This window comes from Tangfeifania diversioriginum (genome assembly GCF_900141875.1).
Lineage (GTDB): Bacteria > Bacteroidota > Bacteroidia > Bacteroidales > Prolixibacteraceae > Tangfeifania > Tangfeifania diversioriginum.
Genome location: NZ_FQZE01000013.1, coordinates 70841 through 97241, shown reverse-complemented (window position 1 = coordinate 97241; position 26401 = coordinate 70841). Strand labels below are relative to the sequence as shown.

23 protein-coding genes and 2 tRNA genes are annotated in these 26401 nt (G+C 42.1%); 17 read left to right on the top strand and 8 right to left on the bottom strand.

Features of this window, described 5'->3' with window-relative positions:
• Window positions 1–209: 209 nt before the first annotated feature.
• The 6 genes from BUC07_RS10050 (at window position 210) to BUC07_RS21625 (ending at window position 6965) form a co-directional block, all read left to right on the top strand.
• Window positions 210–1259 carry a glutamate ligase gene (locus BUC07_RS10050; protein ID WP_073168974.1) on the top strand — a complete coding sequence of 350 codons (1050 nt, stop codon included), beginning with the start codon at window positions 210–212 and terminating at the stop codon, window positions 1257–1259.
• Between the two features lie 197 nt (window positions 1260–1456).
• A complete protein-coding gene (locus tag BUC07_RS10045) occupies window positions 1457–2833 on the top strand; it encodes a glutamate--cysteine ligase (protein WP_073168972.1) in 1377 nt (458 codons plus the stop codon).
• 21 nt (window positions 2834–2854) lie between these two features.
• Entirely contained in the window at window positions 2855–4618 is a 1764-nt protein-coding gene (locus tag BUC07_RS10040) for an ABC transporter ATP-binding protein (protein WP_073168970.1), read from the top strand.
• On the top strand, window positions 4618–6402 hold the full coding sequence (locus BUC07_RS10035) for an ABC transporter ATP-binding protein (RefSeq protein ID WP_083578193.1): 1785 nt from the start codon (window positions 4618–4620) through the stop codon (window positions 6400–6402). The genes BUC07_RS10040 and BUC07_RS10035 overlap by 1 nt, the downstream gene beginning before the upstream one ends.
• 71 nt (window positions 6403–6473) lie before the next feature.
• Entirely contained in the window at window positions 6474–6677 is a 204-nt protein-coding gene (locus BUC07_RS10030) for a hypothetical protein (protein WP_073168968.1), read from the top strand.
• Between the two features lie 78 nt (window positions 6678–6755).
• Window positions 6756–6965 (top strand): type II toxin-antitoxin system YafQ family toxin, encoded by a 210-nt coding sequence (locus tag BUC07_RS21625; RefSeq protein WP_175552508.1) that lies wholly within the window; start codon window positions 6756–6758, stop codon window positions 6963–6965.
• A 115-nt stretch (window positions 6966–7080) separates the two neighbouring features.
• Here the strand turns inward: BUC07_RS21625 and BUC07_RS10020 are convergent.
• Window positions 7081–7153 (bottom strand) — tRNA-Gln (locus BUC07_RS10020).
• A gap of 179 nt (window positions 7154–7332) precedes the next feature.
• Here BUC07_RS10020 and BUC07_RS10015 point away from each other — a divergent pair.
• Together BUC07_RS10015 and BUC07_RS10010 are read left to right on the top strand one after the other, a co-directional pair.
• Window positions 7333–8241, top strand: a complete 909-nt coding sequence (locus tag BUC07_RS10015; RefSeq protein ID WP_073168966.1) for a sugar phosphate isomerase/epimerase family protein — start codon at window positions 7333–7335, stop codon at window positions 8239–8241.
• Between the two features lie 173 nt (window positions 8242–8414).
• Window positions 8415–9296 carry an endonuclease NucS domain-containing protein gene (locus BUC07_RS10010; RefSeq protein ID WP_073168964.1) on the top strand — a complete coding sequence of 294 codons (882 nt, stop codon included), beginning with the start codon at window positions 8415–8417 and terminating at the stop codon, window positions 9294–9296.
• 41 nt (window positions 9297–9337) lie between these two features.
• Here the strand turns inward: BUC07_RS10010 and BUC07_RS10005 are convergent, their stop codons facing one another.
• Window positions 9338–9934: a uracil-DNA glycosylase family protein gene (locus BUC07_RS10005; protein WP_073168962.1), complete on the bottom strand. Its 597-nt coding sequence runs from the start codon at window positions 9932–9934 to the stop codon at window positions 9338–9340.
• A gap of 852 nt (window positions 9935–10786) precedes the next feature.
• Window positions 10787–10862 (bottom strand) — tRNA-Gln (locus tag BUC07_RS10000).
• A 134-nt stretch (window positions 10863–10996) separates the two neighbouring features.
• Here BUC07_RS10000 and BUC07_RS09995 point away from each other — a divergent pair.
• The gene (locus BUC07_RS09995; protein WP_073168960.1) at window positions 10997–14065 is read left to right on the top strand and encodes a glycosyltransferase family 117 protein; all 3069 of its coding nucleotides are present in this window, start codon (window positions 10997–10999) and stop codon (window positions 14063–14065) included.
• Here BUC07_RS09995 and BUC07_RS09990 read toward each other — a convergent pair.
• Window positions 14060–14590: a hypothetical protein gene (locus BUC07_RS09990; RefSeq protein ID WP_073168958.1), complete on the bottom strand. Its 531-nt coding sequence runs from the start codon at window positions 14588–14590 to the stop codon at window positions 14060–14062. The genes BUC07_RS09995 and BUC07_RS09990 overlap by 6 nt on opposite strands.
• A 50-nt stretch (window positions 14591–14640) precedes the next feature.
• On the opposite strand from BUC07_RS09990, the gene BUC07_RS09985 reads away from it, so the two are divergent.
• Window positions 14641–15051 (top strand): NUDIX domain-containing protein, encoded by a 411-nt coding sequence (locus tag BUC07_RS09985; RefSeq protein ID WP_073168956.1) that lies wholly within the window; start codon window positions 14641–14643, stop codon window positions 15049–15051.
• 101 nt (window positions 15052–15152) lie between these two features.
• Here the strand turns inward: BUC07_RS09985 and BUC07_RS09980 are convergent, their stop codons facing one another.
• The 4 genes from BUC07_RS09980 to BUC07_RS09965 all read right to left on the bottom strand — a co-directional run bounded on the left by BUC07_RS09980 (window position 15153) and on the right by BUC07_RS09965 (window position 20099).
• Window positions 15153–16103: a D-2-hydroxyacid dehydrogenase gene (locus BUC07_RS09980; protein WP_073168954.1), complete on the bottom strand. Its 951-nt coding sequence runs from the start codon at window positions 16101–16103 to the stop codon at window positions 15153–15155.
• 62 nt (window positions 16104–16165) lie between these two features.
• Window positions 16166–17785 carry an HsdM family class I SAM-dependent methyltransferase gene (locus tag BUC07_RS09975; protein ID WP_073168953.1) on the bottom strand — a complete coding sequence of 540 codons (1620 nt, stop codon included), beginning with the start codon at window positions 17783–17785 and terminating at the stop codon, window positions 16166–16168.
• Complete coding sequence (locus BUC07_RS09970; RefSeq protein ID WP_073168952.1) at window positions 17785–18885, bottom strand: AccI family restriction endonuclease; 1101 nt, start codon at window positions 18883–18885, stop codon at window positions 17785–17787. The genes BUC07_RS09975 and BUC07_RS09970 overlap by 1 nt, the downstream gene beginning before the upstream one ends.
• Before the next feature lie 155 nt (window positions 18886–19040).
• Entirely contained in the window at window positions 19041–20099 is a 1059-nt protein-coding gene (locus BUC07_RS09965; RefSeq protein WP_073168951.1) for a M20/M25/M40 family metallo-hydrolase, read from the bottom strand.
• A gap of 121 nt (window positions 20100–20220) precedes the next feature.
• Between BUC07_RS09965 and BUC07_RS09960 the strand changes: the two genes are divergently transcribed.
• The 7 genes from BUC07_RS09960 (at window position 20221) to BUC07_RS09930 (ending at window position 26362) form a co-directional block, all read left to right on the top strand.
• Complete coding sequence (locus tag BUC07_RS09960; protein ID WP_073168950.1) at window positions 20221–21687, top strand: M48 family metalloprotease; 1467 nt, start codon at window positions 20221–20223, stop codon at window positions 21685–21687.
• Window positions 21688–21759: 72 nt separating this feature from the next.
• The gene (gene lpxK, locus BUC07_RS09955) at window positions 21760–22866 is read left to right on the top strand and encodes a tetraacyldisaccharide 4'-kinase (RefSeq protein ID WP_073168948.1); all 1107 of its coding nucleotides are present in this window, start codon (window positions 21760–21762) and stop codon (window positions 22864–22866) included.
• The gene (locus BUC07_RS09950) at window positions 22805–23617 is read left to right on the top strand and encodes a purine-nucleoside phosphorylase (RefSeq protein ID WP_073168946.1); all 813 of its coding nucleotides are present in this window, start codon (window positions 22805–22807) and stop codon (window positions 23615–23617) included. Before lpxK ends, BUC07_RS09950 begins: the two co-directional genes overlap by 62 nt.
• Window positions 23618–23710: 93 nt before the next feature.
• Entirely contained in the window at window positions 23711–24655 is a 945-nt protein-coding gene (locus tag BUC07_RS09945; protein WP_083578195.1) for an SMP-30/gluconolactonase/LRE family protein, read from the top strand.
• A 120-nt stretch (window positions 24656–24775) separates the two neighbouring features.
• Window positions 24776–25093 carry a nucleotidyltransferase family protein gene (locus tag BUC07_RS09940; RefSeq protein ID WP_073168944.1) on the top strand — a complete coding sequence of 106 codons (318 nt, stop codon included), beginning with the start codon at window positions 24776–24778 and terminating at the stop codon, window positions 25091–25093.
• Complete coding sequence (locus BUC07_RS09935) at window positions 25077–25409, top strand: HepT-like ribonuclease domain-containing protein (RefSeq protein ID WP_073168942.1); 333 nt, start codon at window positions 25077–25079, stop codon at window positions 25407–25409. Before BUC07_RS09940 ends, BUC07_RS09935 begins: the two co-directional genes overlap by 17 nt.
• 5 nt (window positions 25410–25414) lie before the next feature.
• A complete protein-coding gene (locus BUC07_RS09930; RefSeq protein ID WP_073168941.1) occupies window positions 25415–26362 on the top strand; it encodes a pyridoxal-phosphate dependent enzyme in 948 nt (315 codons plus the stop codon).
• The last annotated feature ends 39 nt before the right edge of the window (window positions 26363–26401 follow it).

Sequence of the window (26401 nt, the reverse complement as noted above, 5' to 3'; positions counted from 1 at the left end):
TTAACCTGCCCTTTCAGCGCGGCGGTTGATGATTGTTGCATCTTAACCTATTCCATACCTAATGGCAATGTGTCCACACTTTTTGATTGGCAGTTGTATCTTTGCAAATCTACTTGTAAACAAACCGTATGGGTTAGCTGTATAAATGACAACCTGCAGGGTGATACAATAAACAACAGAGGAATAAATTGAATTTTTACAATACTTTTATGGAAAACCAACACCAGCAAAAAAACAAATCCGCCAGCGATGAAACAACTCCGGGCCCCGGCAGTAATTTTACGCCATTGTCCGGATATGAACATTTTGAGGCCACCACTCAAATTATTATTGCTGAAATACTGCGGCGAAAACTGCCTTTTGAAATCATCGATGCCAACAACAATTTGCTTGCAGTTAGGCACCAAAACAAAGAATACATTATTCACGAAGGCACCATTTCGGATGCCAACAGCCTGATTGCCTACTGGATTTCGAACGACAAATGGATGACCCGGCAATTTTTGCAGCGCAGCGGTATCAGTCATGCCAACGGCATTTTGCTGGAGCGCGGTTTTCTTCCCGCTCAACTCAATGCGGTTCAACTTCCGGCAGTGGTAAAACCCGTTGACACCGACCACGGAATTGCCGTAAGCACGAACCTGCAAAGCCGGGATGAGGTGATGAAAGCGGTTGAAAATGCATTTCAGTTTTCCAAAAAAGTGATTGTGGAAGAATACTTTCCCGGAAGGGAATTTCGTTTTCTGGTAGTTGATTACGAAGTGCGGGCAGTAGCTTTCCGCGAGCCAGCTAATGTTACAGGCGATGGAATACAAACCATTCAACAACTAATCGATCAGAAAAATGTGGGTCGCGGAACGGATTACAGGCATCCGCTGCTGAAAATTGTTTTCGATGATGAGGTGTTGAGGCACTTAAAAGCCAATTCATTAAATCTGAATTCAATTTTGAAAAATGGCGAAAAAGTATATCTGCGAAAGAATTCAAATTTGAGCACCGGTGGCGACAGCATCGACATTACCGATGAAATGCCCTCGTTTTATAAAGATGTGGCCGTGAAAGCAGCGCAGTCGGCAGGCCTGAAAATTGCCGGAATCGACATTATCATTCAGGATATTGACGCGGCACCGGCTCCCGGCAATTACATTGTAGTGGAGTTGAATGCCCCTGCCATGCTTTCAATGCACGATTTCCCGTATATCGGCAAAAACCGCCACGTGGAGAAATATGTGCTCGATGTAATTTTTAGTTCAAAATGAAAATCGGTTTTTCTTATTCTTTACCCCGGTCCGGCAGTTGCCGGATGAAATAAGAAAACCCCGACCAGATATCGGGAATTTTTCAACCTGGAAATAATGGGTTAAAATAGAATTATCATTAAGTTATTCCGTTAATCCAAAATGAATTAAGTCGAAATGAAAATGAAATTGTTATTTTGTTACACTAATATATTGGAATGCCTGAAACAGAAAAACCGGAAATAACGCAAAAATCGCAACTGATTGACTATTTCGAGCTGGGATGCAAGTCGCCCGGAGAATGGAGCATTGGTACCGAGCACGAAAAATTTCTGTTCCATAAAAAAACAGCTGCACGCGTTGGTTATTTTGAGGAAAATGGGATTCGCACCATTTTTAACCATTTGCAGCAAAATGCCTGGCAGCCGGTTGCGGAAAAGAAAAATGTAGTGGGCCTCAAAAAAAACGGAGCTTCCATAACGCTGGAACCCGGCGGACAGGTGGAGCTTTCGGGCAGTAAGCTGAGAACGCTGCAGGAGACATTTCTGGAAACCCAACAACATTATTACGAGCTGGAGGAAATCTGCGAACGGTTGAATTTGTTCAGCCTGTCGTTGGGAGTCGATCCGTTGTCAGCACGCAGCAATGTCCCCTGGATTCCCAAAACACGTTACCGCTACATGAAAGAATACATGCCCCAAAAAGGGAAACTGGGCCATGAAATGATGCAGAACACGGCATCGGTGCAGGTGAACCTGGATTTCAGCTCAGAACAGGACATGATAAAAAAGATACGGATTGCTCAGGCTCTGCAACCGGTGGCCACAGCCATTTTTGCCAACTCGCCTTTTTCGCAGGGCAAACCCAACGGTTTTTTGAGCTATCGCGCGCATGTTTGGGACGATACGGATCCTGACAGGTGCGGATTTCTGCCTTTCGTTTTCGATGAAGGTTTTGGGTTTGAATACTGGGTGGATTACCTGCTGGATGTACCCATGTATTTTATTCAGCGTGGGGAAAATTATCATTCGCCCAGTGGTATGACTTTCCGTGATTTTTTGCAGGGAAAGTACACCCTGAAACCCACTTTGGAAGATTGGGATACCCACGTTGCCACCGTTTTTCCCGACATCCGGCTGAAGCAGTTTATTGAAATGCGCGGTGCCGACGCGGGCTCTGTACCTCACGTTACGGCGGTTTCGGCGTTGTGGACGGGTTTGTTGTATGACGCTGAAAGCCTGGAAGAATCGTATGAACTGATTTCAACCTGGAATATAAACGAGTTAAAAGAAATGCGGTCGCGTGTGCCGAAGGACGGACTGAATGCCGCGAGTGGCAATTTGCATGCCGGTAAAATCGCGAAACAAATTTGCCGTATCGCTGAAAACGGGTTGAAAAGGCGTTCTGAATTATTGGGTATTGGCGATGAAAGCCACTTCTTGGAACCTGTCCGGAAAATTACAACAACCGGAGTTACCCCGGCCGAAATGCTCCTTCAGCTTCATGAAAAGAAACTTTCAGCCGGATTAGACGTTTCGGGTTGGGAGAAGTACCAGTTGCAAATGCTGACCGACAAAACAAACAACAACAGATAAATTTAAACAGCACTCAGGTTCATGTTTTCGAAATTAAAATTTCTGCTCAACTATACGCATCAGTACCGGTGGTGGTACACAGGAGGAATCATCTTCCTGATCCTCACGGTATGGGTGTCGGTTACCATCCCTGAGTTTATCCAGAAAAGCGTTGACCTGATTGGAACCGGACCGGATGAGGGCAGAACAGAATTTTACCATAACGTGCTGCTCATTTTTGCGCTGGCACTGGTGCTGATTCTGGTGCGGACTTTTTCCCGGATTCTGATATTTTTCCCGGCACGGCTCATCGAAAAACAGCTGAAAGGGGAAATGTTTAAAAAACTGGCCTCTTTCGGCAAAGATTATTACGACCAAAATCCCACGGGGAATATCATTTCCCGCGTTAACAACGACATTAACGGGGTGCGTATGATAACCGGGTTTGGTATTTTGCAGATTGGCAATGTGCTGTTGTCGCTATCGGTTACGCCTTACAAAATGTGGAAAATGTCGCCGGCGCTCACGCTGTATGTCATAGTGCCCATGTTGATAGTTTTTATTGCGGTGCGCATTGGCATGGCCATTATGGTTAAAAATACACGCCTCCGCATGGACATTCTGCAACGGCTTTCAGGAAAAACCATCTCCTTTCTGTCGGGTAACAGCGTCATAAAAAACTACAATATTTACTCATATGCCGAAGAGGAGGTGCAGAAGGAAAACCTTTCGCTGTTCGACAAAACCATGAATATTGCCTGGATTCGGTCTTTTATTCTGCCACTGCTTGGCAACCTAGGGCAGATTTTAAAAATTGTGGTGCTTTTTGCGGGCGGAATGTTCGTGATAAACGGCGAATTTACCATTGGCGAACTCACTGAATATATTGCCTATTCTGCCCTGCTGGCCCAGCCGGTAATGGGCCTCGGGTGGCTGCTCACGGTGTTGCAGCAGGGATTTGTGGGCATCTCCAGCCTGCAAACCATTATGAACCGAAACGGGGTGGATGATGAACGCAAGTTGCTGCCTGTCCACGAAAAAGAACAGCTCTTTAAAGATGGCATTCATGTAAAAAACCTCAGTTACACTTACCATAACGGGGAGCGACCAGAGTTGAAAGACATTTCATTTTCAATAGAACCCGGACAGGTAATTGGCCTCACCGGCAAAGTGGGTTCGGGAAAAACTACGCTCATAAATTGTTTGAACGGCTATTTGAGGCCGGAAAAAGGGATGGTGTATTTTGGTGAAAAAGATGCCGCTTTCCTGAGAGGCGAAGATATTCGTTCTTTAGTGAGAACAGTAACGCAGGAAGTTTTTCTCTTTTCCGATACAATTGAAAACAACATTTTCCTGGGTGCTGAAAAATTTTCGGTGAAAGCGGATTTTGAAGATGTGGTTTATAAAAGTGCTTTTGCCGATGAGTTGACCCGCATGCCCATGAAAGAGAAAACACTGGTGGGCGAGAAAGGCATCATGCTGTCGGGCGGTCAGAAACAGCGCATCAGCCTGGCACGGGCGCTTTACACGCCCTGCGATCTGCTCATTCTCGACGATGTTTTTTCTGCTGTCGATACCGAAACGGAGCGGTTTCTTATTCAGCATGTAATTAAAAACCACGCGGCCAAAAGCGTGCTGGTGGTAAGCAACCGAATAAGCGTGCTTGAAAAAACCGATTTCACCATTGTACTTGAAGATGGCCGGCTGGCAGCCAAAGGAAATCACCGGGACCTGTTAAAACAATCGAAATTTTACAGCGATATTCTAAACCTGCAACAGGAGGGCCACAAAAAGACGAAAGGATAATGATAAAAGCGCCAAATAAAATAGTAAAAACCAAAGACTGGCAGCTGCTGCTGAAGTTTGCCCGGTATTTTAAACCGCACAAAAAATGGTTTTTCCTGAGCATTGCCTCCATTCCGGTTACGGCACTGGCCGGCATTGTCTTCCTTTGGCTCGTGCAGGGCATTGTTGATGATTATATTGTGCCGGGCAATGTGGACGGCCTGATAAAACAGATAACCTTTTTGTCGCTGGCCTTGCTTGCCAATATTCTTTTCGACGGGTTTTACAGCTACTCTTTCTCCATAGCGGGCAACAGGGCCATTGTCGATCTTCGTAAATACCTGTTTGGGAAATCGCTGCGTTTCCCGTTGAGTTATTTCGATAAAAAACCCATCGGCGTAACGCTCTCGCGCCTCACCAGCGACATGGAATCCATTTCGGAATCGTTTGCTGCCGGAATTCTCGGGCTGCTGGCCAACAGTATAAAAACGTTGGCGCTGCTGGGTTACCTTTTTTACCTCAACTGGCGCCTCACGCTGGTGCTGATGTTGGTTGTGCCGTTAATTGTTTTAACAGTGGCCTATCTGCGGAAAAAAATCAGGAATGCGTTTAATAAATCGCGCAGCAGCCTTGCCAAATCAGCTGCCTATCTGCAGGAGTCGCTGAACGGCATGAAAACGATTCAGCTCTATTCGGCAGAAGATGAGGCTTTAAGTAAGTATGACAACCTGAACAAACAGTACAGCGATGCGCAGAACAAATCGAATATTTATGATTCGCTGCTCTATTCGGTGGTGGAAGGAATTACGTCGGTGGCCACCGCGCTGGTGATTTGGTACGGGGCCATTCAAATATGGGATTATGGTTACACCATGGGAGTGCTTATCGTATTCATAACAACACTGGAACGGTTGTTTGTGCCGGTAAAACAGTTTACCCAGCAGATATCAACTATTCAACGCGCCCTCTCAGCTCTCGAACACATTAATGAATTGTTTGAGCAAAAAGAAGAAGCTCCCAAATCAACCATTGAAAATGAAAAAATTGAACCGCTGCCTGTTCAGGAGATTGAATTTAAGAATGTGAATTTCCGCTATTCAGATGATACGCCTTATGTGCTGAAAAACGTGTCGTTTAAACTTAACAAGGGCGAGCGCCTGGCACTGGTGGGAACAACCGGCTCGGGGAAATCCACCATTATCCGGTTGCTGGCCAAAACGTACACCGGTTACGAGGGGTCGATTACTATTAATGGTGAGGAACTTGACGACATTCCGCTTGCCCGCGTCCGCGAAACCATTTCGGTGATGCAGCAGGATATTTTCATGTTTAACGATACGGTAGAATTTAATATTTCACTGGGGCGCAAATCGGTTTCCAAAGCCGATGTGGAGCAAGCTGCCACGTTTGTTTATGCCGATTATTTTATTGAACAGCTTCCGCGTAAATATAAGTTTGTGGTGCAGGATAACGGCGATAACCTGTCGAAAGGACAGGCGCAGCTGATATCGTTTGCACGCGCCATTTGCAGCAACAGCGAGCTGATTGTGCTCGACGAGGCCACCAGCTCGGTCGATTCGCTCACCGAACAATACATCCAGCAGGCCATTGTCAATATTTTTTCGGCAAAAACGGTAATTGCCGTCGCCCACCGCCTGAGTACCATTAAAAATTCCGACATAATCCTAGTGATGGAAGAAGGGCAGATTATCGAACGCGGCAATCACAACGAGCTGCTAAAAAGCGGCGGCAAATATGCCGGACTGCTTCATCAGTTTGAAGAAGAGAATAAGCCGGTGGGGTAAAGAGCGAAAAAAGGAAACATCGATGCCGGTTATGAGATTGAAACTCAATTCGTATATTTGTAAAAAAAGATATGGCAACAGTTCAGGTGAAAATAAAAACCAACACTAAACGCGGTAAATACCTTTACGGATTACTGAAGGAAATGGCAAAAACCGGCCGGGATATCGAATTTGAACACACTCCGAATGATGAAACCATTGAGGCAATGAAGGAGGCAGAGCAGGGAAAAACAACCAAAGTAAACAGCGTTGATGAATTGTTCGATTCAATTTAATACCCATGTATGAACTTCATATTACCGGAAGATTCAAAAAAGATTTAAAGACATTAAAAAAACGTTCGCCCCACGATTTTGAAATTCTACGAAATTTTATTCAACCCCTTTCTTAGTCTGGTTTTGCCGGAATCGATAAAAAAGCACAAACCACACAAATTAAAAGGAAAATTTGCCAGACACAGCGAATGCCTCGTATTGCCGGATTTGCTTCTAATTTGGTTGGAAGACATCCAGGCCATGAAAATTACTTTGGTGCGCACCGTAACCCACTCCGATTTGTTTTAATTGATCCGGAATTATTCTCACACCGAATAATTTTACCTGGTACTTGTTAATTAGATGCAAGAGGCGCATAAAAAAATCACCTACAAAATAAATTTGTAAGTGATTGATTTTCTTGTTGTCCCGCCAGGGCTCGAACCTGGACTCTTCTGATCCAGAGTCAGACGTGTTGCCAATTACACCACGGGACATTTTGAGAATGCAAAAATAATATAATTGTATTAAAGCGAAACAACCTTTTTTAAAAATCTTCGGCTTGTTAAAAGTACAATAATTTCATTTTTTTGACTCTTAAATAATTGGAATGCATTATTTTTACGGTTTTAAAAAGGAACTATTAACTTAAATCAACAATAAAAAATTAAATACGATGCAAAAAAGAAGGGATTTCTTAAAAATTTCAGCAGCAGGTATGTTGGGTGCCGTTGCTTTGGGACCCATTGCCTGCAGTTCAGGTGGAGGCAATAACCGAAAAAGTTACGGAGTTGGCATACAGCTGTATACCATACGCGATGCCATGGCCGAAGATGTAGTGGGCTCGTTGCAGAAAGTTTCCGACATGGGTTATAAAAACCTGGAACTGGCCGATTATGCCAATGGCAAATTTTACGGTTACGCTCCTGCCGAGTTCAAAAAAATTGTGAACGACATGGGCATGGAAGTAATCAGCAGCCATGCCGGCGTTGAGGCTACCGGAATTACCCGCGAAAATGCCCAGAAAATGGCCGACGACCATGCCGAGCTGGGCGTGAAATATTGTGTGCAACCCTGGGTAAACGAAGAAGACCGCAACGTTGAAAGCTACAAAAAAATGATAGCTGCCTGGAATGAGGTAGGCCTTGTTATGAAAGATGTGGGCATTCAGTTTGGATACCACAACCACAATTTCGAGTTCAAACCCATGGATGGCATCATTCCTTACTACGATCTCTTTATGAAAGAAATGGATGCCGACCTCATTACCATGGAGCTGGATTTATACTGGGTTACCAAAGCCGGCCAGGATCCGGTGGAAATGTTTAACAAGTACCCGGGACGATTCCAGTTGCTGCATTTCAAAGATATGGGATTCGATCATGAAGAGCCGTTTTTCGATGTAGTTAAAGATGACATCACTGCAGTTGGAGCTGGACTTATTGATTTTAAACGGATTTATGAAGCCCGCGAAACAGCAGGAATGAAATACATGTTTGTGGAAGACGACAACCAGGGCAACGGTAAACCGTTTGAAGGAATTGAAACCAGTATTGAAAACCTCACTACCGATATCATGGTGTAGATTAATTCAATACTTTGAATATGGAAAAAGGAATCCGGAGGCGTTCGGGTTCCTTTTTTTATGGGAAAAACTATTTGAATAAGTTAATGATTTGTTGTATAGTTGATTGAATTTTAGTATATTAAGAGGGTGTAGAATTGTCGGCAATTGGGTTAAATTAAAAATTACAAAAAATGCCACTTTATAGAATTTCACCAAAGAAAATTGTAGAGAATGTTCAAAGACTACAATTCAATAGGGAAAAAGAATTACAGGAATTAGTTGAATTTAATATGGAAAAGATATTTGGATTGAAATTTCTTGAAACTGAATATCCAATTCCCAATGGAAGAATAGATTCTTTATGCATTGATGAGAGCAAGACCCCGGTTATAATCGAATACAAGAAGCATAAAGATTTGAGTGCAATTATTCAAGGATTGTTTTACATAGACTGGTTGAGAATGAATAAAAAAACATTTGAGATGATTGTACGTGAAAAACTGGGTAAAAATTCTTCAGTTGATTGGAAATCTATTCCAAGATTACTGATAATTGCCGATAATTTTGACCAAAAAGAAACCTCAGCAATTAACCAAATAAATGCACATGTTGAATTGATTAAATATTCTTTTTATGGTGACCTAATTTCTTTTGAACAGCTGAATTTTGCAAAACCGCAAGTGTCATTAACTCTACATTCAAAAGATGACGGAAAAACAACTAATAGTGAAGGATTTAGTTTGGAACAGGTTCTTTACAAGGGGGATGAAAAAACAAATGAAATTTTAAAAAATTTAAGAGAATGGATATTAGAAATTGATGATGAAATTGAAGAAATAGTAAAAAGTAGTATGATTTCATATCGTAGTAATGGCAAAGGACTTGTGTGGATTGAATCTTCAAAAAGTAGATTTAAAATATATTTGAGAAAAGGAGAATACGAGAAATATCGTCATTTATTAAAACAAGATGGCTGGGGTGGTTATCCTGTGTTAAACATTAGTTCAGAAAACTATTGTGATGATGTAGATAAATACGTTAAAAAAGTTATCATGCAAGCCTATGAATATTGAATCTCTGTTTTATAAGGCCAACTTGAAGTTATTGTTTTTAATCACATTAATAAATCATGTAATTTTTGAATATATACAGATTCCCTTTTAATGCCCTCTACACGGGAAGGATGTTCTAAATATCTACATTTGTCTAATTCATAATTATTGAAACAGCTTTCAATGTGCTTATAAACAAGACGATGAACAGACCTTCCAAGGCAAATTATCATTCTGGGTTTTATGATTTTTATTTCTCTAGAAAGGTGTTGAATGCAATTGTTAACTAATGTATTATAAGAAAAATTGTTTTCATTTAAATATCCTGTATTACATTTAACTGTATTTGTGAAATAAATACGATGAGGATTTACTCCCAGTTTATGAAACATTATTCGGATTTTTGCACCGGATTTTTTATTGGTCAAAGGGATTCTTGTAATTCTTGAACCCTTCCATAAACTTTCATTAATATTTCCTCCTGCTGAATCTTTCCCTATAACCATAATCGTTGCATCTTTGGGGCCATTTCCCCAAATAATATCTTCCCCGGTAAAACTAAGTTTTTCAGAACATAACGAGCAAGTATTTCCAAATGAAATGGAATTTTGAATATCAGGAAACAGATTATCATATAATGCATACTCTGATTTTCTCATAAAACTTTATTAATATTTTATGACCTCCAGCAATATGAACAAAAGTAATTATTAACAAGTTGAAATCATAAATTTAAGTTATTGGGATAATAGAGAGAGCTAAAAATACTGAAGTTGTAACTCTTTATTTTTGGTTTACCCGCCCTCGGTTCGTTTCACTCACGGGATAAACTTCTGGGTCATATTGAAAATCCAGTGGACTTTAAAATAATTCAAACACATTTTGATTGCAGTTATCTGCTTAATCGAGGATTAGTCATTTTGTATTAATTCTGTTTTAAACTTTTCTCCCTGGATGAGAAAAGTATCCCCCGTTGGGATGCCTACGGCAAAAAGAATCAAAAAAATAAGCTTCCACGCGCTTATCCTGATTTCATCAGGATTTTTGATGGCTTTGGACTTGCACTCCTGCGGCCTATTTTCATCGAAACCGGAATTAAAATGAAACCTTACTGAGACCGGGAAGCTCCGAATTTATGAGGAGATCACCCGACCGAAGTTAGGTTTTATGAAAATGGAGGTTAAAGATGAAAATCAGCCTTGAATTTTCTGCTTCGTCTTTGCTTCAAGGCAAAGATGAAGGCTCCCGGCAGGGAAAAACTAATCATTAAAATTCGTGATTTCTTTTTTACTCCACCTACTTTTTAAAGTGTCCCAACTTCTCGCCCTGTCGAAAAAGTGTTTAATAAGAAAAAGGAGTACAAAAATAAATTTGTACTCCTTTTCATCTTTGGTTGACCCGCCAGGGCTTCCCGGTTCGTTTCACTCACGGGATAAACTTCTCGCCCTGACGGTGAAGTGCTGTAAACAAAAAAGGAGCACAAAATGAATTGTACTCCTTTAATTGTTTGCTGGTTGACCCGCCAGGGCTCGAACCTGGACTCTTCTGAACCAAAATCAGATGTGTTGCCAATTACACCACGGGTCAGTACCTTACTGCCTTTTTTCTAAAGACGCTGCAAAAGTATAAATTTTTTCTTTTCACAAGCATTTTGCCCCGTTTTTTTGCCGCCAGTCATTTCTCATAAAACATTATATTTGTCAGAATCTTAAAAATACGCCATGTTTCGCTTCAAAACCATCAACCAATTTCTGGGCTGGGTAGTATTCGCGGTTGCTGCCATTACTTATATTCTCACACTCGAGCCCACTGCCAGCTGGTGGGATTGCAGCGAATTTATAATCAGTGCTTATAAACTCGAGGTGGGGCATCCGCCGGGAGCTCCCCTTCACATGATTCTGGGCCGGGTATTCACACTGCTGGTTCCGGATGTTTCACAAGCGGCATACATGGTGAATATGCTTTCGGCGCTGGCCAGTGCCGGAACGGTGATGCTGCTCTACTGGAGTATAGTTCACCTGGCCAAAAAATTATTTCCCGAAGGAGAACTGAAACAAGCAGAACAGTGGGTTGTTTTGGGCAGCGGCCTGGTGGGGGCGCTTGCATTTACATTTACCGATTCATTTTGGTTTTCGGCGGTGGAAGGCGAAGTGTACGCGCTCTCATCGTTTTTTACAGCAGCCGTGTTTTGGGCCATATTGAAATGGGAAAATGTGGCAGACGAAAAATATGCCAACCGCTGGCTGATACTCATTGCCTACCTCGTTGGGCTTTCAACCGGCGTGCACCTGCTCAATCTGCTGGCCATTCCGGCGATAGTTCTGGTATATTATTTCCGGAAGTATGAATTTTCGTGGAAAGGTGCCCTGGCAGCTTTTGCTGTTTCAGTAGCTATTCTGGGCGGCATACAATATGTTATAATTCCCGGAATCCCCAAAATTGCATTCCTTTTCGATAAATTGTTTGTGAATACATTTGGTCTTCCGTTCAATTCCGGAATCCTTTTCATGATTGCACTTATCGTTGCCGCTTCGGTGTGGGCGGTGCGTTACACGCTTCAAAAAAATCTGGTGGTTTGGAATACCGTGGTTACGGCGGTCATTGTAATTCTTATCGGTTATTCCTCTTTCGGAGTCATTTTAATACGTTCTGCCGCCAACCCGCCCATGAACCAAAACCATCCCGACAATGCATTTGCATTGCAACGTTATTTAAACCGCGAGCAATATGGCGATCGTCCGCTTTTGCACGGACCTTACTACAACGCACCGGCAATTGCTTCGGTTGGTGAGCAGAAGTTATACAATAAAGTTGACGGGAAATATGTGGTGACAGGCACCATTGCAAAAGACACCCGTTACGAACCAAAGCTGGAAACGGTTTTTCCGCGCATGTACAGCAGCCGGCCAGCACATATCAGAGAATACAAACAGTGGGGAAATGTGGAAGGACGACCGGTGAGGATACGCGACCGGGGCGAAGCAAAAACCGTTATGAAGCCCACTTTTGCTGAAAACCTGCGTTTCTTTTTTTCGTACCAGGTAGGGCACATGTATTTCCGGTATTTTATGTGGAATTTTGCAGGCCGTCAGAATGATGCTCAGGGGCACGGCAGTTTTTTAAACGGGAACTGGATTAGCGGAATCAACTTTTTGGATAAAGAAAGAACAGGGCCGCGCCATGCCATGCCCGATTTTATGAAAAATGAACCTTCGCGCAATACTTACTATTTTTTACCCTTGCTATTCGGGCTGATTGGCTTTTTTTATCAGTACAACCAGGGGAAAAAGGGACGGCAGGGTTTTGCCGTAACACTGGCTTTGTTTGTGTTCACCGGGATTGCCATTATCGTTTACCTGAACCAGACTCCGGTGCAGCCTCGCGAAAGAGATTACGCTTATGCAGGATCGTTTTATGCTTTTGCCATTTGGATTGGCCTGGCGGTTCCTGCGCTTTATTCCGGGATTAAAAAAATACTGAGCGGTATTCCGGGCGCTGTTGCAGTGACGGCAGTCAGCCTGGTGTTGGTGCCGGGAATCCTGGCTTCGGAAAACCGGGATGACCACGACCGATCTGGCCGCTACATGACACGCGATTATGCCATTAATTACCTCGAATCGTGCGCGCCAAATGCCATCCTTTTTACTTATGGCGACAACGATACATTCCCGCTGTGGTATGTGCAGGAAGTGGAAGGTGTGCGGCCCGACATTAAAATTGTTAACCTGAGTTACCTTGGCATGGAGTGGTACATCAACCAGCACCGGATGACTTCATACGAGGCTGATCCCATTCCGTTTTCTTTCGACAAAGAAAAATATTACACCGGCCACCGCGATGCCGTTTTGTTTCAGGAAAGAATAGATGGCGCAATTCATTTGAAAGATGCCATAAATTTTATTGGCAGCGACGATGCCCGTACTCAGCTAAAAATGGAAAGTGGCAGTTCGTTGAATTATTTTCCGTCGAGGGATTTTTACCTTGAAGTGGATAAAGAGAAAGTGCTCGAAAACGGCACTGTTCAGCCCGAAGATTCAGCTCTAATTGCCGATCGGGTGGAGTTCAGCATCGAAACAAGCTATCTTTCGAAAAGCGAATGGGCCGTGTTGAACATTATTGCTGCAAATGAATGGGAACGACCAATCTACATCGATCACAGCCTGCTGCACACGGGCAGTATATTTTTTACCGACTGGCTGCAGTTTGAAGGGCTGGCCTACCGGTTTGTGCCCGTGAAAACCCCGGGAGAAGGGATGCGTTTTGGGCATGTGGATTCCGATATTCTTTACGAAAATGTGATGAAAAAATTTGTGTGGGGAAACGTGAATGACCCGGACATTTTTCTGGATGAATACAACAAACGCGAGATCAAAATTATTCAGGCCCGCTACATGTTTGCCCGTCTGGCAGAAGAGCTGACAGATGAAGGACAGTTGGAAAAAGCCGAGCAGGTGATCGATAAAATGTTTGAGCTGTTTCCCGACGAAATAATTCCGCTTACGTTCGACTCCTTTCCGGCCACCGAACAATATTACCGGGCCGGGGCCATTGAAAAAGGAAACGACAAAGTGCGAAAAATGGTGGACAACAGCTTTGCCATGCTCAACTATTACTTTTCGCTTCCTGAACGCTTTGCCAGAGTGGTGGAGAACGAACAAAACCGCGAAATTTCGCATATCAGAAACTTGCTGGTGCTCGCACGACAGCACAACCAAACTGAGCTTGCCGGGGAAATCGACAACCGGCTGGAGGAGTTGATTAACCGCTTGTCGGAGGAGGTTGGCTCATGACCGGGCAATCTGTTTTGCCAGCATGCGGGCCAGTTTTTTCCCTCTTGAAGTAATGCCGGCTGTGGCATGCAGTTCCAGTTCATGCTCGATAACCGAAAGCAGCTCTGGCTTTAAATCGGGCTCTTGTTCTGAAATGTTAAAAAGGATTTGCAAGGCATGCACCCTGATGGCAACCGGTTCGCCGGCCGAAGTAAAACAGTTCAGGCTATAATCCATTAAAAATGCGTGGTGTTTCGGGGAAAATTTATGTTGGCTGATAAGTTTCAGGTAATGCCGTTTTTTGCTGCTGCTGGTTTCTGTTTTTAAACTGAAAATTATTTGTGGAATGAACGGGTCAATCAGTTCCGGGTGGTTGTCGTTTATTTTATCGACAATATACGCAGCGCGCCAGCTTTTGGGGTGGTTGCTTTTAAAAGTCAATTCAAAAAGAAGCTTCAATTTTTCAGGATTCGTTTGAATCTCCTGTACTAACAGCGGGAGGTTTTCCCACGAAACAATTAAATCGAGTAATTCTTTTCGGGTCATTTATGCCTTTTTTACAAAGATATCAGCTTCCGATTAATTATTTTTGAAAGATGATAAAAGTTACATGTGCCTTAATTGTTCAGAATGGAAAAATCCTGCTTGCCCAGCGCGGCAAACATCCGCATCACCCTTACCAGTGGGAATTTCCTGGCGGAAAATTAAAACCGGGCGAAACAGAACAACAGTGCATTCAGCGTGAGATTGAAGAAGAACTCGAGCTCCAGGTAGAAGTTAGAGAAAAACTGCAACCAGCTGTTTTCGACTACGGATTTAAACAAATTCAACTGATACCGTTTCTCTGTTATATTCGTGGTGGGAAGTTAAAACTGACTGAACACATCGCCTACGACTGGTTGGACTGGGGAAAGGTGAGTGCTCTGGACATCTCGGAAGCCGACAGGCTCTTGCTGGCAGATGAATCCAATTGGCGGCTAATCAAAAAACACCTGGGAGAAAGATGAATAATTCCCCCAAAAACCACCATTAAAACGAAAGGCTGGCTCCTTTGTTTCAAAAAAAACAGGAAAAATTTTGCTTGCAAAAAAAGCTTTTGCAACAGCCTTTAATTCACTTTGTTCTGTGGTTTTCCTTCCAGAAACGCTTTCAGGTTTTCCTTTGCAATTTGCATTAATCGTTCCCGGGCTTCGGTGGTTGCCCAGGCAATGTGCGGGGTAATGGAACAATTTGTTGCTGTGGTAAGCGGATTGCCGGGTCGCGGCGGTTCGGTTGATAACACATCGAGGCCGGCACCGGCAATTCTGCCGTTGATGAGAGCTTCAGCAAGGTCATCTTCATTTATCAGCGGGCCGCGACCGGTGTTCACCAAAAAAGCAGTGGGTTTCATTTTTTCAATGATACTTTTATTGAAAAATCCCTCATTTTCATCGGTTAGCGGGCAATTAATACTTACGAAATCGCTTTGGGTCAGCAGCGTATCCAAATCAACCTGACGGGCATCCAAATCAGTTTCTTTTGGGCTGCGGTTGTTAAAAATGATTTTCATGCCAAACGCCAGTCCTATCCGGGTCACTGCCTGGCCAATCTGGCCAAATCCGATAATTCCGAGCGTTTTGCCGGCCAGTTCGGTTTGGGGTGTTTTGTGGTAGCTGAAGTCAATACTGTCGGCCCACTCACCGGCTCTTACGGATGCTGCATGGATAGAAATATTTTGTGCAAAATGCAGGATGTGCGAAAAAACCATCTGCGCCACCGAGGCTGTGCTGTAGGCGGGTATGTTGGAAACTGTTATTCCAGCTTCGCGGGTTGCTTCAATATCAACTACGTTGTAGCCGGTAGCCAGCACGCCAATAAATTCAAGATCGGGGAGTTGCCCGATGGTGTTTTTGTCGAACATCACTTTGTTGGTGAAAACGGCCCGGGCACCGGTTGCCCGCTCCACAGTTTTTTCGGGTGGAGTGCGGTCGTAAATGGTGCAATCACCAAGTTCTTTTATTCCATCCCAGCTCAGGTCGCCTGGGTTCAGTGTGTATCCGTCGAGAACTACAATCTTCATTATTATGGTTGTTTGTTTCTGAATATTAAAAAAAAGAAAATCTGTTTATTTAGCGTAAGATCCTATAAATTGGAATGTGAATATATAGATATAAATATTTCATTTATTTTTTCTACTAACGTTTCGTCTGGTGATGAGTTGAGAACAGTTTCTCTGTATTGATAATATAAGTTCAAAATATCCTGTTCATTTTTTTTATCTAACATTGTAAGATCAAGCATTTGAGCTTTATTTAAGTCATTCGGTTCAAATTTTTGTAATCCGTTGCCATACTCTCTGCTATTATCTTCGAATATTTCTTTTGCTACATCTGTGATTAAATAGGCAAATAATAGGTCAATTTTAATATTGTCAAAAAGATTAGATTGCACAGGATAAATGCAATGAAAAGTGGTCAGGTTTGAAATATTGGCTTCATTTCTAATAAATTTGAGTCCGGTTCTGTTAAAAACAGAGACCCAAATAGGTGCTGGTGGTCTGTTTTCTATTGAATACCAAGGGGTGCGGCAAGATGTTAAGTATTTTTGATGAATTCCTAACTTTTCACCTTTTTTGATGTAGTCTTTAACTTTATCTTCATTAGAACCAATGGCATCAAATAAAAAAACCTTTCGATTATTATTTACAAGTTTAACAAAGTCATTTTTAGTGAAAAATTTATTCTTTACGTCCAAAGCTTTGCAGATGCAGGGTAGAAGATATTTGTCATTGATTCCATTTTCCACTGCCTTGGATTTAGAAAAAGTAAAATAATCATTTGCGCCGGTTGCTATTCCTCTGACCACTTTTCCCACTCTGGCAAAAGGAATTAAGTTTTTAAAGGCTGTCGATTTTTGTTTCTGATAATATTTTCTCCATTTAACATCCGGAGAAAGTTCATGTAGAAAGTAGGTGTTTGCTTCATCATTAATTACTGGGTAGTTGGCTATTAATTCTTCAACTTTATTTAGTTCTGTGAGCTTATTAACGTAAGTAAATTTAACACGATTGGAGTATGTATCATTTGAACAAAGTAAAATAGAAGCCGTGGTCAAGGCATCATCAAAAACCTTTTCCTTAAAATCTATAATAATTAAATGCCTAAGGATTTTTTTCTTAATTAATTCGGTTTTGACAAGCTTGCCATAGTCGGAATTTAAAAATTCAGAGGGAACAATATAAGCTAACCTGCCATTTTTATTGAGTTGGTGAATTGATTTGAGTAAGAATAATGAATAGAGGTTTGTAAAACCATTTAGTTTAATACTTAATCTTGTTCCAATTTCTTTAATAATAGTTTTATTGTCGTAGTTGTGAAATTTAAAATAAGGGGGATTACAAATGATTCCATCATATTTGTTATCCCAATCATTAAACATATAATCTTTTAGAATGAAATCAATATTATCGTAATCTGCAAAAATTTCTTTTGACTTAGTAAGAATGGTATTATCAATTTCAAATCCCTTAATTTTAATGTCGTTTCTTTCCAACAAAGCTCTGGAAAAAACTCCTAATCCAATTGCAGGTTCAAGAACCGTTTTTAGGTTTGAATTATTTAAAATCCAGCTTGCCATAAGTGAAGCAAGAGGGTATGGGGTAAAGTATTGAGCAAATTTTTTTCTATGTTCTAAAGACGTTAATTTAGAATAGTCTTTCTCAATAGAATTATCTTTCATTAATATTTCTTTCATTTCTTCCATTAGAAATCTTTTTCGCTTATATTCAGAAGGTTTCTCAAATTATCTATATTAAGGTATGCTGTGCCACCTTTAAAAGTTACATAAAACAACAACCTTCCCCTTCCCATTTCTCTTTTAACACTGCTATGTTCAGGTTCTATTATTTTGTAAGCAATCTGTTTTGTTTTTCGTGTATTGATTTTGATAGTGGTCTTATTTTGATTTTTAATGTCCTTACTGATTTCGTAATACTCACCTTCTTTATCCGAATCAGTTAAAAGTTTAAGAATTTGCTTAAATGAAATACCATATGATTTATCAAAAAATACCTGAATATAATAGTGAGGGACATCAAATGTTTCTGCCCAGCGATACACGACTTTAATGTCTTCTACTTTGGGGGTAATGCTTAAATAATCTCTTTTTTGAATGATATTGATATGACTCTTTAGTTCTTTAAAAAGGCCTGTTAACTCTTGCAACTTTTCAGTAGAGTTCCAGCTTGGTCTTCTAAAACTTATGGCATAAACTGTATTCTTATTGATGGTTTTTAAAAGATCTAAATAGGGTTTTTTCTTTGGATGATTTAAAAAGTCTGAATATTCATTTAATATTATGTCTTTTATTCTTAGGGTTTCACTCAGATGAAATTTTGTTCTGCTTTGCATTTCATTTTCATATTTTTCTATCAAAAATGCGCTTGATCTAATCTCTAAACCGGCAAATGCTTTTTTTACGTAGTCAGTTATTTTCGTATGCTTTAAGCCACTAATATCTAACCCAAGTTCTTCGTTAAAATCTGATTTTTTGAATATTAACAAATCAGGTCTTTTTCCGATATTATCTAATTCATCCTGAAATTCATTATAAAATTTTTCAAAACCTTTTTCTCCAGCTACTAAGTCATCAGATTTTCCATATCTCACTGCTACGAAATTATTTGAAGTTTCATTTATTGCTCTAAAAATTAAATCTTCAGCCCAATCACCTTGTTCTTTATTTGTGATAAAGTTGCTGGAAGCCTGAGTTGGTGGTGTTGTCTTGTCTCTTGGGATATTGAAATCAACAATAGTATCAGGAATACCCTTTGTAATTTTTCTTAAGTCATTAAAATAGGTCATACACAAAATAATTAACAATACAATACAAAGTTACAATTAATACCCATTTTAGGACTAATAAGGCGTTTGTCTGAAAACTAAATCATTAATATTCTCAGCTAATATCGGCTGTATGAAAATGCAAAATATTTCAAGATAGTAATTTTTTTTTGCTTTCATTGGTTGGCCATTTCAAACCCCACCAAAATGCACAAATCGGCCACGCGTTTTACTTTATCGAACCGGATGCGTGAAATTTTATCGGTAACTTTGTGGTAATCGGCATGATAACCAGTTGACAAATTCAAAACAGGTATTTCCCGGCTGTGAAAGTGGTGGTGGTCACTGCTTCTGAAAAAGGATTCCGGCAACGATTTGTCGGGTACCAGATCCAGTTGGTTGCAGGCAGAATCCGTAATCTCGTCCAGCTCCGGGCTGAAATCGCTTATCAGCGTGTAAATGCCGTTGAAATCCTTAACCAGTTTGGGCGATTTTTTCCAAACCGAATCTCGCGGTTCATACACCCGGCCGGCCATGTCGATATTAATAACCGCTTTGGTTTTTTCCAGTGGGAAAACCGGGTTTTGGGCATAGTGCTGCGACCCCAGCATTCCTGTCTCCTCGGCGGTTGTCCATAAAAACAGTATGCTGCGGCGCGGCATCATTGTGAGTTGCGAAAATGCTTCTGCCAGCTCAAGGAGTATAGCGCATCCCGTGGCATTGTCGTCAGCCCCATTGAAAATATTTCCTTCTTCATCTGTTCCCAGGTGATCATAATGCGCCATAAAGACAATGCATTCGTCCTTCAGGCGAGTATCGCTTCCTTCCAGTATTCCCACCACATTTTGGGTTGAAATTAGTTCCGTATTTTGAGCTGTTTTTTCATGTGGCGATTGGTTTTTAGAATGAACAGAATAGGTAATTCTTGATTTTTCCCGTGAGGTACCTTTGCAGTCCAGTTTTGATGCCTGTACTTCAAAAGCTTGAAAGTAGTCATTTTCAAAGGGTTTTAATCCTATATTTTTTGCATTTTCCCGCAGGTAATTGGCAGCAGTTTCAAGCCCGTTATTTTTCGTATTTAGTGCGCGCCCCTGCAAACTGTCGGATGCCAAAAAAATAATGTGGCGCTTTAAAACGTTTTCGGTTATGGTTTCCAGCGCTTTTTCCTGGGCTGTTGAAAAGGCAGCAAGAGCGGGTATCAGGAAAATCAGGAGTATATATTTATTTAAAATCATTCTGTTTCCGAAAAATAAATTGCGATATTTATGATACCAAAAAGTAAAAATAGCAATTAAGTGGAATCATCGAAAAGACATATGGAATTTTAACGGTGTTTTTACTTGAAAAAAACTGAATATGAAGAAAATAAATATTTTGACCAGGTTAACGCTAATCATTTCAATTTTGCTGATGGTACCGTCGTGTGCCGTTAACCCGGTAACCGGGAAAAGGCAGCTGATGCTCATGTCGGAGGCCCAGGAGATTGCAATGGGAGAACAATACGATCCGCAGGTAATTTCCACTTTTGGTCAGTATGAAGACGAGCAGCTCATGAGGCTGATTCAGGCCAAAGGCGACGAAATGGGTAAAATTTCGCACCGGCCCAACCTGCAATACCACTTCCGAATTTTGGATACTCCTGTGGTCAATGCTTTTGCAGTTCCCGGCGGATACATCTATTTTACACGGGGAATTCTGGCGCAGTTTAACAACGAAGCAGAACTGATGGGCGTTTTGGGGCACGAAATGGGGCACATTACCGCCCGGCACACTGTTAGTCAGCAAAGCAAGCAGCAGTTGGGGCAGCTGCTTTTAATCGGCGGAATGATTGCTTCCGAGGATTTTCGTGAGTTTGCAGGGTATGCCATGCAGGGCATGCAACTGTTGTTCCTGAAATTCAGCCGCGACAATGAACGGGAAGCCGACCGTCTGGGGGTTGAATATACATCGCGCATCAGTTACGACGGGCAGAAAATGGCCGACTTTTTTAATGTGTTGAACAAAATGCAGATGGAAAGCAGTCAGGGAGGAATTCCTACTTTTTTATCGACTCACCCCGATCCGGGCGATCGTTACACCACAGTAACGCAACTGGCCGGGCAATGGAAAGACAGCCTCGGATACAATGACTGGCAGGTTAATGAAGACAACTATCTGCAAATGATTGACGGGATGGTATATGGCGAAGACCCGCGACAGGGATATGTTGACGGAAATGCATTTTACCATCCCGAAATGAAGTTTCAATTCCCGGTTCCTGCCGGCTGGCAGCTCGAAAACTCCCCGCTTCAAGTACAGATGGCACCGAAAGAGGGAAACGCTATGATGATTTTTTCAATGGCCCGGCAAGATAATCTCGACGAAGCTGCTGAAACCACTCTCAGCGATTTGGAGTTGAATGTTCTTGATTCAGAAAGAACCACGGTGAACGGGATGCCGGCTATTTCTGCTGTTTCGGATCAGGCATCGCAAAGCCAGCAAACCGGCGAGCAGCAAACAATTAAGGTGGTGTCGTATTTCATCGATTACAACGATGCCATTTACGTGTTCCACGGTGTGTCAACCGGGCCTGATTTTAACTCGTGGTTCCGCACTTTCGAATCGACGATGATGAATTTCAACCGGCTCACTGATCCTGCGAAACTTAGCGTGCAGCCTAAACGTATTGATGTCAGGCGCGTGCAGCGTGCTTCCACCCTGGCTCAGGCTCTGGATTCATTCGGTGTGCCACAATCGCAAATGGATGACCTGGCATTGCTTAATAATATGGAATTAACAGACCGCGTACAGGCCGGGAAACTGTTAAAAACCATCGTGGAATAAATGTAGTTGTTGCCTGGTGCGATTTTCTCCCGGGGTTAAAATTTTTATCTTCGCTTTCTTAAAATTGAACAGATGGTTAAACTACTGCTATATCCTTTTTCTTTTCTCTACGGAGTTGCTGTTTACATCCGCAACCGTTTATACGATTTGAATATTTTAAAATCGAAGGAATTTGATATTTCCGTAATTTCAATCGGGAATATTACCGTTGGCGGAACAGGCAAAACACCTCATGTTGAATATTTGATTGGACTGTTAAAAGATAACTTTACAGTAGCTACTTTAAGTCGTGGATACAAACGGAAAACCAAAGGGTTTATGCAGGTTGAGGCTGAAACTCCTTTTTCTGATGTTGGCGATGAACCTTTGCAGGTGAAGAAAAAGTTTCCGGACATTTCAGTTTCGGTATGCGAAAACAGGGTGGCAGGAGTTGAAAAATTACTTCAGGATGACGATGAAACCTCACCCGATGTCATTCTGCTCGACGATGCCTATCAGCACAGGCGCATAACTCCCGGGTTAAATATATTGCTCATCGATTATAACCGGCAGATAAATGAAGATATGCTTTTACCCGCCGGCCGGTTGCGCGAAAGCGCCAGGCAAATGCGCCGGGCCAACATTATTATTTTCACCAAGTGCCCCGGAGAAATCACGCCTATTATGCGCCGTATTCTTACAAAAACTATTGGGTTGAAACCTTATCAGGAACTGTTTTTTACCACTTTTGAGTATGATAAAATCAAACCGGTATTTTCAGGAACTGAACTAAAAACCGATTTTTACGATCAAAAATCTTACTCAATTCTTATTGTTACCGGAATTGCTTTTCCAAGGTTAATTCCCGAATACCTCAAACAATTTTCTGATACCACCGAAATTATTTCTTTTCCCGATCATCATAATTACTCGAAGAATGACATTGATACAATTATGCGTAAATTTGAATCGCTGCCGGGAGACAAAAAGATAATTATTACAACCGAAAAAGATGCCGTGCGTTTTAGCGGAATGACTGACCTGGATGAACAGTTAAAAGAAGTGCTTTACTATTTACCGGTGAAAGTCAGATTCCTGGAAAACGAAGGTAAAATGTTTAATAAAAAGATTTTAAATTATGTTGGAGAAAATAAAAGCAACCGCGAACTACATAAAAGAAAGAATAAACGCCCGGCCTGAAGTTGGCATTATTCTGGGGACCGGCCTGGGTGGTTTGGTAAACGATATTGAAATACTGGATTCCATTCCCTATGACGAAATTCCCAATTTTCCCGTTTCCACAGTAGATGGTCACGCCGGCAGGTTAATTTACGGCAAGCTGGGAAACAAAGAAGTGCTGGCCATGCAGGGCCGGTTTCATTATTACGAAGGGTACACTATGCAGGAAGTTACTTTTCCGGTAAGGGTGATGAAATTTGTTGGTGTGTCTCACCTGTTTGTCTCCAACGCATCGGGAGGCCTTAATCCTGGCTGGCATGTGGGTGATATTGTGCTGATTAATGACCATATCAATTTTTTCCCGGAACATCCGCTGCACGGGAAAAATGACAATGAACTGGGGCCACGTTTCCCGGACATGAGTAAAGTGTACGACGAGCGGCTGCGCAATAAAGCCAAACTGATTGCACTGGAATACAATATCCAGGTGAAAGAAGGAGTGTATATTGGTGTGCAGGGGCCAACATTCGAAACGCCGGCCGAATATAAAATGTTCCGCGTGCTGGGTGGCGATGTAATTGGCATGTCAACAGTGCCCGAGGTAATTGTGGCCCGCCACATGGGAATCCGTATTTTTGGTATTTCCATTATTACCGACAGTGGTGTGCCGGGCGAGATTGTGGAAATTTCGCACGAAGAAGTACAGCAGGTAGCAATGAAAGCCGAACCCAAAATGACCCGAATCATGAAAGAGTTGATTGAAAGTATTTGAGTGTGAGTAGTTAACTTCTGAAAGCAGCGTCTTTTCATGATGGGAATTGTCATTCCGGCGAAAGCCGGAATCTTTAAAAATAATGCAGTGAAAATGAAAAAAACGTTACTGATATTTTTTGCCGCTATTTTTCTGGCAGGCTGTTCAACTCAAAAAAAGAATGAAGTGGAACTTTTACTCGATACGCAATCGGATTTGGGCGAAGGAGCCATCTGGAACCATAAAACCGGAGAACTGCTCTGGGTGAATATCACCGGTAAAATCCTGAATTTTTATAATCCTGAATTGAAAAACAACAAGGAAATGTTTACCGGGCAAATGATTGGAACGGTTGTTCCTGCCGAATCGGGCATGGTAATGGTGGCGCTGGAAAACGGGTTTTACCAGTTCGACCCGGAAACAGGATCCAAAAACCTGATTGCCAACCCGGAAGAAGGAATCGAAGGCAACCGGTTTAACGACGGCAAATGCGACCCGGCCGGGCGTTTCTGGGCAGGAACCATGAATATGAACGGGAAAAAAGAAGCCGGCACGCTATATCGCCTCGACCCGGACAGCACGATTCACCCGATGATTGAAAATGTCAGCATTTCCAACGGAATTGTGTGGTCAGCCGATGCCACAAAAATGTACTACATTGACACACCAACGCAAAAAGTGATGGCGTGGGATTACGACAATGCAACCGGCGAAATTTCAAATCCGCAAACTGCGGTTGAAGTGCCTTCTGAAATGGGCGCGCCCGACGGAATGACCATCGATGCCGACGGGAATATCTGGGTCGCATTGTGGGGCGGTTCGGCAGTGGGCTGCTGGAATCCCGAAACCGGAGAACTACTGCGTACCATCGACGTGCCGGCAAAAAATGTAACGTCCTGCGCCTTCGGCGATGAGGATTTGGGTACGCTCTACATTACTACTGCCCGGCAGGGAACCAGCGACGAGGAACTGGAAAAATTTCCACATGCCGGCGGCCTGTTTAAAACGCGTCCTGGCGTAAAAGGTGTGGAGGCATTTTTCTTTAAAGGAGAATTTTAAAAGAGGAGGATTGCACGCAAAGTCGCGAAGAGAATTTATTTTTACCTTTTTGGGCCTTTGCGTGAGTATTAAATAAATGCTGAAATTGAACGCAACGAAAATTTGAACTATCTTTGATTCATGGTCATAAATGATTTGATAGGAAACAAAGATGATTTTATAACCTTGTGTAAAAATCATCAGGTGAAGCAAATTTATGCTTTTGGTTCTTCTGTCTCTGATGAGTTTGATCCCGAAAAAAGCGATATCGACTTGCTGGTTGAAATCGATGAACCGGATCCCATTTCAAAAGGAGAAAAACTACTTTCATTATGGGATAAGTTGGAGGATTTTTTTAATAGAAAAGTTGATTTGCTGACAAATTTATCGATCCGAAATAAAATTTTAAGGGAAAGTATTGATTCTACAAAGGTATTAATCTATGAACAAGAAGGCTGATAAATATTTACTGGATATATTAATGGCAATAGAATTTATTGAAGATTTCATTCCATCCGATTATTCTTTTTCTGATTATCTTAAAGATAGAAAAACAAGTAGCGCTGTTGAGCGCCAACTGGCTATTATTGGTGAAGCAGTTAATTATTACGAAAAGTTATCAATAAAAGGGTCGCTGAATAATAAAAGTCAAATTATTGCATTACGCAACCGACTTATTCATGCATACGATAGTATTGATGATAATGCTATATGGGCCATCATCAAAAAAGATCTCCCTCTTTTGAAAAATGAAGTGCAGAGTTTATTAAAATAGAATTAATGTCTTTTCTACCAGTTTACAACGATATTTATACGGCCCACCAAACCATTCAAAAATATGCGCACCGAACCCCGGTTTTGACTTCGACAAGCATCAACAAAATTGTGGGGAACAGCCTGTTTTTTAAATGCGAAAATTTTCAGAAAGTGGGCGCTTTTAAATTCCGGGGTGCATGCAATGCCGTTTTTTCACTTTCCGAAGAAGACGCTAAAAAAGGTGTGGCCACGCATTCTTCCGGAAACCATGCGGCGGCGCTGGCACTGGCCGCAAAAATGCGCGGAATTGCCGCACACATTGTGATGCCGCGCACTTCGCCCGAGATTAAAAAGAAAGCAGTGGCCGGTTACGGCGCACACATCACTTTTTGCGAACCGACCCTCGAAGCCCGCGAATCCACGCTGGCAAAAGTGGTGGAAGAAACCAGGGCCACCGAAATTCATCCGTACAACAATTTTCACGTGATTGCCGGACAGGGTACCGCCGCCAAAGAATTGATTGAAGGAAAAAGGAAATTCGACATAATTATTGCCCCGGTGGGCGGCGGTGGTTTGCTCAGCGGAACTGCCATCTCTACTAAAAAACTACTGCCCGAATGCAAAGTAATTGCGGCTGAACCGGCAGGTGCCGACGATGCATTCCGGTCGTTCCGGGCCGGGAAACTGATTCCTTCGGTCAATCCCAAAACCATTGCCGACGGACTGCTCACTTCATTGGGCGAGCGTAATTTTGCTATCATTTCTGAAAAAGTGGATGATATCGTGACCGTTTCCGAAGAAAAAATTGTGGAAGCCATGCGCCTGATTTGGGAGCGGATGAAAATCATCATCGAACCTTCTTCGGCCGTGCCGCTGGCCGCCATCCTCGAAAACAAAATCAATGTGCAAAATAAAAAGGTGGGAATCATTCTCTCGGGTGGAAATTTGGATTTGGGAAAGTTGCCGTTTTGAGAAAGATAGTTCCCGCAGATTGCGCAGATAAACGCTGAT